This is a genomic window from Kitasatospora sp. NPDC127035, assembly GCF_042726075.1.
Lineage (GTDB): Bacteria > Actinomycetota > Actinomycetes > Streptomycetales > Streptomycetaceae > Kitasatospora.
Window position 1 is genome coordinate 1 of the sequence record NZ_JBHXDN010000127.1, and the last position, 8,692, is coordinate 8,692.

Sequence of the window (8,692 nt, forward strand, 5' to 3'; positions counted from 1 at the left end):
GGTCGGCGACGGCGCCGCCCGCCGGAACGTCAGGACCGGGTGAGGACGACGAGCTGCCGGGTCGCGCGGGTCATCGCGACGTAGCGGTCGACCGCTCCCGCGACGCCCTCGCCGAACGCCTCCGGGTCGACGAGGACGACCAGGTCGAACTCCAGCCCCTTCGACAGCTCCGGCGTCAGCGACCGGACGCGGGGCGTCGGCACGAACGTCGGATCGCCGATGACGCAGGCGGTCCCCTCGGCGTGCTCGGCGAGCCAGCCGTCGAGGATCGGGTCGAGCTCCGCCACGGACCCGTGCACGACCGGGATGCCGCTGCTGCGGACGGACGTCGGCACGTTGGCGTCGGGGAGCGCGGCGCGGACGGCCGGCTCGGCCTCCGCCATGACCTCCGACGGCGTCCGGTAGTTGACGCTGAGGGAGGCCACCTCGATCCGGTCGAGTCCGACCCGTTCGAGCCGCTCCTGCCACGACTCGGTGAAGCCGTGCCTCGCCTGGGCGCGGTCCCCGACGATGGTGAAGCTCCGGGACGGGCAGCGCAGCAGCAGCATCTGCCACTCCGCGTCGGTCAGCTCCTGCGCCTCGTCCACGACGACGTGCGCGAACGGGCCGGCGAGGGGCTCCGGGTCCCGGCCGGGCAGCGCGGACTCGTCGACGAGGCTGGCCTGGAGGTCCTGTCCGCGCAGCATGGTCAGCGCGTTCTCGCCGTCCTCGTCGGCCTGGACGAGGTGGTCGATGACGTCGGCCATGCGGGCGCGCTCGGCCGCGACGTAGGCCTTCTGCCGGCGCTTGTGCCGTGCCGCCTCCGGGTCGCCGAGCCGCTGCCGCGCCGCGTCCAGGAGCGGCAGGTCGGAGACCGTCCAGGCCTGGGCGTCCTTGCGCCGGAGCTTGAGGACGTCCTCGCGGTCGAGCCAGGGGGCGCACATCCGCAGGTAGGCGGGCACCGTCCAGAGGTCCCCGACGAGGTCGGCCGCTTCGAGCAGCGGCCACGCGCGGTGGACGGTGGTGACCAGCTCCCGGTCCTGCATCACCGACCGGCGGAACTGGTCGGGCGGGACGTCCTCGCCGTCGTGCTTGTCCGTCAGGATGGAGAGCAGCTCGTCCCAGATCTGCTCGCGGGCCTCGTTGTGCGGCGTGCCCGGCTCCGGCGCGTCGAAGGCCTCGGCCCAGTCGTCGGCGGTCAGCCGGATCTCGGACCAGTGCGTCGTCACCGTCAGGGCCTCGGTCGGCGGTTCCTCGTAGAACCTGACGGCCTTCTCGATGGCCTTCACCAGGCCCGCGGACGACTTCAGCCGGGCCACCTCCGGGTCGCTCTCGACCGCCGCGGTGGCTCCCTCGGTGACGAGGTCGCGCAGGGTGCAGGTCTGCACGCCCTCCTCGCCGAGGCTGGGGAGGACGTCGGCGACGTAGGCCAGGTAGGGCTCGTGCGGGCCGACGAACAGGACGCCGCCCCGCCGGTGGCCGAGGCGGGGGTCGGCGTAGAGGAGGTAGGCCGAGCGGTGCAGGGCGACGACGGTCTTCCCGGTCCCCGGCCCGCCGTCGACGACGAGGGCGCCACGGGACCCGGCCCGGACGATGGCGTCCTGATCGGCCTGGATGGTGGCGAGCACGTCCCGCATCCGGCTCGACCGGTTGCCGCCCAGGCTGGCGATGAAGGCGGACTGGTCGTCGAGTGCGGCGTGTCCTTCGAGCCCGTCGGTGGTGAACACCTCGTCCCAGTAGTCGCTGATCCGGCCCTTGGTCCAGCGGTACCTGCGGCGGCTCGCCAGCCCCATCGGGTTGGCGTGGGTCGCCGCGAAGAACGGTTCGGCGGCGGGGGAGCGCCAGTCGATCAGCAGCCGGCGGCCCGTGCTGTCGGTGAGGCCGAGCCGCCCGACGTACAGGGGCTCGGAGTCGTCCGCGCCGACGATGTGGCCGAGGCACAGGTCCAGGCCGAAGCGGCGCAGGGTGCGCAGGCGGTCGGTCAGCCGGTGGACCTCGATGTCCCGGTCCATCGCCTCCCGGCCGATTCCGCCGGGCGCCCGGCGGACGGTGTCGAGGTTGTCGGACAGTTCCGCGATGGCCTGTTCGAGGCTGACCCCGATGTCCTCGAAGTGCTGCTCGTCGCGGCCGATGAGCGCCGGGTCGGCCTTGGCGGCCAGGCGGTCGGGGAGGTCGAAGGCGCTGATGGTCAGGGGGTTCATGTCAGCGGCTCCGATCCGGGGTCGCTCCGGCGGGGACCGGCGACCCGCAGGGCCGCGCCCCGGTCACCCGCTGCCGGGGCGCACGGCCCGCCCCCGGTTCGACGGCGTCGCACGACCTGTAGACCGACAAAAGCACACGCACTAGGTGAATCTCCCAATCCCCGCTGGTTATGGCCTTGCCGAGCGATTCTGCGGCATGACGGGGGCCTTGCCGCAAGCCCCCCGGTCCGCTATAGGTTAAGAGTGGCGAGGGACGACCGTTTCCCTCGCCTTTCGTGCTTCCCGGGCGCGGCCGGGTTCTCAGGCGCGGCCGGCGGCGAGTCCGACCTGCTCCAGTGCCGCCGTGAAGCCCGTGCGCCAGCCCTCGGGCGACGCACCGGGGGACGGGGCGGGGGCGGGCCGTTCGAGCGCGGCGAGGGCGCAGCGGACCACGTCGGCGGGGCGGGCCGAGGTGACGTCGGCGTGGCCGAGTTCCAGTTCGTGCTGGAGGTTGTCCCGGCCGTGGCCCTGGACGACGTCCAGCAGCAGGAGCCGGCGGCCCAGTGCGCGGGCCTCGCCGCAGGTGTCACCGGAGCTGGTCACCACCAGGTCGGCGGCGGCCATCAGGGCCGGGATCCGGTCGGTGTGGCCGAAGACGTGCAGGCGCGGGCGCCGGCCGGCGGCGTGGCGCAGGCGGTCCTCCAGCTCGGCGTTGCGGCCGGCCACGGCGAGCACGTGCGGCCCGGCGTCGGCGAGCGCGGGGGCGGTCCGGGCGAGCGGGCCGAGCCCCCAGGCGCCGGACATCAGCAGGACGCACCGCGCACCCGGCGGCACCCCGAACGCGGCGCGGGCCTCGGCGCGGGACGGCGGGCGGTAGAACGGTCCGCGCAGCGGCGCGGGCAGAACGGTGACCGGTGCGTCCGGCCGGTACCGGCGGACCGCGGCCGCGGCGACCTCCGAGGTGACCAGGAAGCGGTCGGTGCCGTCCTGGACCCAGAGCCGGTGCGGCGTGACGTCCGTGCAGAGCACCAGGTGGCGGAAGCCGGGGGCGTCGCGGTCCGCCCGCAGCCGGTTGACGGCCGAGGTCGCCGTGGCGAAGACCGACACCACCAGCTCCGGCCGCTGCTCGGCGACCAGCGCGCGCAGCGCCGGTACGAGCCGGGACCGCGCCGCGGCGTCGGCGAGCAGGGCGATCCGCGCGCCGGGGCGCAGCGCGGAGAAGTGGAACGCGTCGTAGACGCCGGGCAGGTCGAGCAGCCGGCGGAAGACCGCCTCGCCGGCGGCGCCCGCGCGCTGCCCGAGCAGGGCCATTGCGTCGACCGTGCGGGTGGTCCAGCCGCCGGCCTCCAGGGTGTCCGCGCAGGCCCGGGCCATCACGTCGTGGCCCTGGCCGAGGGAGCCCGACACCAGCAGCGCGTGCGGCACCGCGCGTCCCGCCTCAGGCGCCGCTGCGCGGGCCGGGGCCGGGAGGGGTGCCCGGTGCGGAGGTTTCGGCCCGGTACCAGTCCGCGTACCGCTGCACGCCGTCGGTGAAGTTGGTCCGCGGGGACCAGCCCAGCAGCCGTTTGGCCTGCGCCGCAGAGATGCGGCGCCCGGCGTAGTCGGCGGTCCGCGCCTCGATGTGCTCGACGGTGACCGGCCCGAGCAACTGGTCGACCGTGTCGGCGATGTCCCGGACCGAGATCGCCGTGGAGCCCTCCAGGGCGAAGGTCTGGTCCTCGGCCTCGGGGGAGAGTGCGCGGACGTGGGCCTCGGCGAGGTCCTCGACGTAGACGAAGTTGCGGCCCTGCCGGCCGTCCCCGGCGATGGTGATCGGCCGCCCGGCGAGCGCGGCCTGCACGAACCGGGCGACGACCAGCTCGTCGCGCATGCGGGGCCCGTACGGGATGCCGTACCGGAGGATGGTGAAGTGCCGCCCGTACAGCTCGCGGTAGCTGTGCACGAGCATCTCGGCGGCCAGCTTGGTCGCGACGTACAGGTGCCCGCAGTGGTCGAGCTCGATCGGCACGTGCTCGTCGAGTTCCTGTTCGGAGCTGTCCATCCGGTCGTCGGTGAGGGCGGCGCCGTAGACCCAGACGGTGCTCGCCAGGACCGTCCGGCTGAGGCCGCTGCGGCGGGCCGCCTCCAGGACGGTCGCGGTCCCGTCGATGTTGGCCCGCACGGCGCCGACCGGGTCGGCGGCGACCCGCTCGACGTCGGCCTGCGCGGCCAGGTGGAAGACCACCTCGCAGCCGTCCAGCGCGTCGGTCAGGGCGGGCAGGTCGAGGACGTCGATGCCGGCGTGGTCGGCGTCGGGGTTGAGGTACCTCTCGGTGGTGTCGACCGCGAGCACCTCGTGCCCGGCGGCCAGGAGCCGGTCCACCACGTGTGAGCCGATGAATCCGCATCCTCCGGTGACGGCTACGCGCACGGTTCTGTCTCCTTGTCCTGGCTCTTGTCCTGGCGCGGTCCCGGCCCCGCGGGTCCGGGCGTCATCCCGCGAGCCGGCGGTGGACGGCCGAGACCGCCTCGATCACCAGGTCGGTCTCGTCCTCGGTCATGTCGGAGTGCACCGGCAGGCAGACCTGCCGGGCGCAGACGTCCTCGGCGACCGGCAGCGCGGCCCGCCGGTACGGGGCCAGCACCGGTTGCAGGTGCAGCGGCAGGTCGTAGACCTCGCCGGAGAGCCGTACGTCGTACTCCTCGGCGACGGCCCGCTTGAAGGCGGCCCGGTCGATGCCGGGCGGCAGCAGCGCGACGTACTTGTAGTAGTTGCCGCGGCACCCGGCCGGTTCGGTGACCGGCCGCAGGCCGTCCGGCCCGGCGAACGCGGCGTCGTACCGCTGGGCGACCCGGCGCCTGGTCTCCACGAACTCCTTGAGCCGGCGCAGGTGCACCGTGCCGACGGCGGCGTTCAGCTCGCTCATCCGCCAGGACGCGCCGAGCCGGACGTGGTGGTTGGTGGTGAAGGAGCCCTTGCCCTGGTCGCGGTGGATGCGGGCCTCGTCGCGCAGTTCGGCGGACTCGGTGAGGATCATGCCCCCCTCGCCGCTGGTCGTGACCTTGGTCGGGTAGAACGAGAACGCGCCGGCCAGGCCGAAGGTGCCGGCGGCGCGCCCCTGGAAGCTGCTGCCGTGCGCGTGGGCGGCGTCCTCGACCAGCGGGATGCCCCGCGCGTCGCAGATCGCGCGCAGCGCGTCCACCTCGGGGGTGATCAGCCCGCCGATGTGGACGAGGACGACGGCCGCGGTGTCGGGGGTGAGCGCGGCCTCCAGCGCGGCGGGGCCGAGCGCGAGGGTGGTCGGGTCGACGTCGGCGAAGACCGGGCGGCCGCCGGCGTGCAGTACGGCGCCGGCCGTCGCGTAGAAGGTGACGGCCGGGACGACCACGTCGCGGTCGCGGACGTCCACGGTGCGCAGGACCACCTCCAGCGCGGCGGTGCCGCTGGCGACGGCCACCGCGTGCGGGGCGCCGTGCTCGGCGGCGAAGGACTGCTCGAAGCGTTCGGTCCAGGGACCGAGGGTGAGCGCGCCGGTGGCGAGCATGTCGTCGACCGCGTCCGCGACGGCTGCGCGGTCGTTCTCGTCGAACACGATGCGAGCGGCGGGAACGCCCATGGGCCACCTCCGGCAGCAGGATGAGCACGTCATCGACCTGGTCTGGTCCGGGCCGTCCGGTCGGCGGCCGGCCAGGCACATCACGCTACTTCGCCGGCCCGGCCCCGGCCCGTTGTCGCCCCCGCCCGGGTGACGGCACGGCCGGGCGCCGGGCGGGGCCGGTGGCGCGGGAGCGGCGCGGGGCCGTGTGCGGGGTGCGCACGGGGGGTGCGTACGGGGGCGGTGCGGCGTCGCGGGAGCCCCGGCCTCAGGTCGGAGACGCCCGGGCCGCCGTGCCGGCCTCGCACTACGCCGTCCGGGTCGGGCTGATGCGTCCGCAGTAGTCCGGAATGCCTGCGCAGGGGCGACGACGACGAGACGCCCTCCACCGGAGGATTGGCCGTGTTCCGGGCGCCCCGGCCCGCCGGCCGGGCCGGTCGCCCCCGGACGAGCACCTGACGAGAAGCCCCGCACAGGACGACACCCGCCCGGGACCCGGTCCCGGCCGGTACGGCGCCCGTCCGGGACCCGCCCGCACGCCACCCCGAAGGAGTCCGCTCACCCGTGGCCACATTCCTCTACCGCCTGGGCCGATGGTCCTTCCTCCGGCGCCGCCTGGTGACCCTGCTGTGGGTCGCCCTGCTGGCCGCCGTGGGAGTGCTGGCCACCAAGGCCCCGGCCGCCCCGGACGACGGCTTCTCCATGCCCGGCACCGAGGCGCAGAAGGCCTTCGACCTCATGGACGAGCGCTTCCCCGGCGCCGCGGCCGAGGGTGCCTCGGCCCGGATCGTCTTCGTGGCGCCGTCCGGGCAGAAGATCACCGCTGCCCCCAACCAGCAGGCGGTCGAGCGGACGGTCGCCGAACTCGCCGGCACCGAGCAGGTCACCGGCGCGGTCGGCCCGTTCCAGGCCGGTGCGGTCTCCAAGGACGGCACCACCGCCTACGCGACGATCAGCTACAGCGAGAAGCCGGGGAAGGTCGCCGAGACCGCCACGGACCGGCTGGAACAGGCCGCCCAGCACGGGCGCGACGCCGGGCTCACGGTCGACGTCGGCGGCACCGCGCTGATGCCCGGCCCCGAGGCGGGCGGCTCCACCGAGGCCATCGGCATGGCGATGTCCGCGGTCGTCCTGGTGATCACCTTCGGCTCGCTCCTCGCCGCCGGACTGCCGCTGCTCACCGCCCTGGTCGGGGTCGGGCTCGGGATAGCCCTGATCACCGCGCTCGGCAGCACGCTCGGCCTCTCCACCACCACCAGCACGCTCGCGATGATGCTCGGCCTCGCGGTCGGCATCGACTACGCGGTCTTCATCGTCTCCCGCTACCGGGCGGAGCTCCTGGAGGGCCACGAGCCGGAGGAGGCCGCCGGCCGGGCGGTCGGCACGGCCGGGTCCGCCGTGGTCTTCGCCGGACTCACCGTGGTGATCGCGCTCGCCGGGCTCTCCGTGGTCGGCATCCCGATCCTCGCCAAGATGGGCATGGCGGCGGCCGGCACCGTCGTGATCGCCGTCCTGGTCGCACTCGTCCTCGTCCCGGCGCTGCTCGGCTTCCTCGGCCGTCGGGTGCTGTCCAGGAAGGACCGCGCCGGCTCCCGTCCGGGCGCGCGCCCCGGCTCGCGCTTCGGTGCCCGCTCCCGCTCCCGGGGCCGCCGCGCGGCCGGCGCCGAAGGACCGGACACGGTCCACGGACCCGGCGCCGCCGGGCCGCGCGACAACGGCGGCACCCGCTGGGCCCGCTACGTGCTGCGCCGCCCGGTCGCCGTCCTGGTCGGCGCGGTGGTCGGCCTGGGCATCCTGGCGGTGCCCGCGCTGGACCTGCGGCTGGGCCTGCCGGGCGACGAGGCCAAGCCCACCTCCACCACCCAGCGGCGTGCCTACGACCACCTCTCCGCCGGCTTCGGCCCGGGCTTCAACGGTCCGCTGACCCTGCTGGTCGACGTCAAGGGCGCGCCCGACCCCAAGGCCGCGGCCGAGCAGGTCGGCAAGACCGTCGCCGCCCTGCCGGGCCTGGTCAGCGTCTCGCCGCCGGTGTTCAACAAGGCCGGTGACACGGCCCTGGTCAACGCCGTGCCGGCCACCGGCCCGAGCGCCGCCGAGACCACCGCCCTGGTCAACGACATCCGGGACCGGGCCCCCGACCTGAAGGCCGCCACCGGCGCGACCGTCCTGGTCAGCGGACCCACCGCGATGAACATCGACGTCTCGCAGAAGCTCACCGACGCGCTGGTGCCCTACCTCGCGGTCGTGGTCGGCCTCGCCGTCCTGCTCCTCCTGGTCGTCTTCCGCTCGGTGCTCGTCCCGGTCAAGGCCGCGCTCGGGTTCCTGCTCTCGGTGGCCGCCGCGCTCGGCGCCGTCGTGGCGGTCTTCCAGTGGGGCTGGCTCGCCGAGCTGATCGGGGTCGAGCAGACCGGCCCGGTGATGAGCATGATGCCGATCTTCATGGTCGGTGTGGTCTTCGGCCTGGCCATGGACTACGAGGTGTTCCTGGTCACCCGGATCCGGGAGGCCTACGTCCACGGTGAGGAGCCCGGCCAGGCCGTGGTCACCGGCTTCCGCCACAACGCCCGGGTGGTGACCGCCGCCGCGCTCATCATGATCAGCGTCTTCGCCGGATTCATCGGCATGGACGAGTCGATGATCAAGATGATGGGCTTCGGCCTGGCCGCCGCCGTCGCCTTCGACGCCTTCGTGGTCCGGATGGCGATCGTGCCGGCCGCCCTCGCCCTGCTCGGCCGCCGGGCCTGGTGGCTGCCGCGCCCGCTGGAGCGGATCCTGCCCGACATCGACGTCGAGGGAGCCCGGCTCCAGAGCCCGCCGCCGGTCCCGCGCTCCGGGTCCTGGCCCGAGCCCGCGGGCGAGGCCGGGGACGACAGCGGCGCCGGGCAGGGCCGGCACTCCGTGCGGGTCTAGCGCGTCCGTCCCGTCCGTCGCGTCGGCCCCGTCGTGGCCCCCGAGAGG

5 protein-coding genes are annotated in these 8,692 nt (G+C 74.8%); 1 reads left to right on the forward strand and 4 read right to left on the reverse strand.

All coding sequences use genetic code 11. The features are described from left to right. Positions 1-29: 29 nt before the first annotated feature. From helR to ACFWIC_RS40220, 4 genes are all read right to left on the reverse strand, one after another. Positions 30-2,180, reverse strand: coding sequence for an RNA polymerase recycling motor ATPase HelR (helR, locus tag ACFWIC_RS40205; RefSeq protein ID WP_355406879.1), 2,151 nt, complete (start codon positions 2,178-2,180; stop codon positions 30-32). A gap of 300 nt (positions 2,181-2,480) precedes the next feature. Continuing rightward, a complete protein-coding gene (locus tag ACFWIC_RS40210) occupies positions 2,481-3,584 on the reverse strand; it encodes a hypothetical protein (RefSeq protein ID WP_380522083.1) in 1,104 nt (367 codons plus the stop codon). Between the two features lie 13 nt (positions 3,585-3,597). Further along, positions 3,598-4,569, reverse strand: coding sequence for an NAD-dependent epimerase/dehydratase family protein (locus ACFWIC_RS40215; protein WP_380522085.1), 972 nt, complete (start codon positions 4,567-4,569; stop codon positions 3,598-3,600). A gap of 61 nt (positions 4,570-4,630) precedes the next feature. Continuing rightward, positions 4,631-5,755, reverse strand: a complete 1,125-nt coding sequence (locus tag ACFWIC_RS40220) for a DegT/DnrJ/EryC1/StrS family aminotransferase (RefSeq protein WP_380522087.1) — start codon at positions 5,753-5,755, stop codon at positions 4,631-4,633. A 543-nt stretch (positions 5,756-6,298) separates the two neighbouring features. Here ACFWIC_RS40220 and ACFWIC_RS40225 point away from each other — a divergent pair. Next, positions 6,299-8,644 (forward strand): MMPL family transporter, encoded by a 2,346-nt coding sequence (locus tag ACFWIC_RS40225; RefSeq protein WP_380522089.1) that lies wholly within the window; start codon positions 6,299-6,301, stop codon positions 8,642-8,644. Positions 8,645-8,692 lie beyond the last annotated feature (48 nt).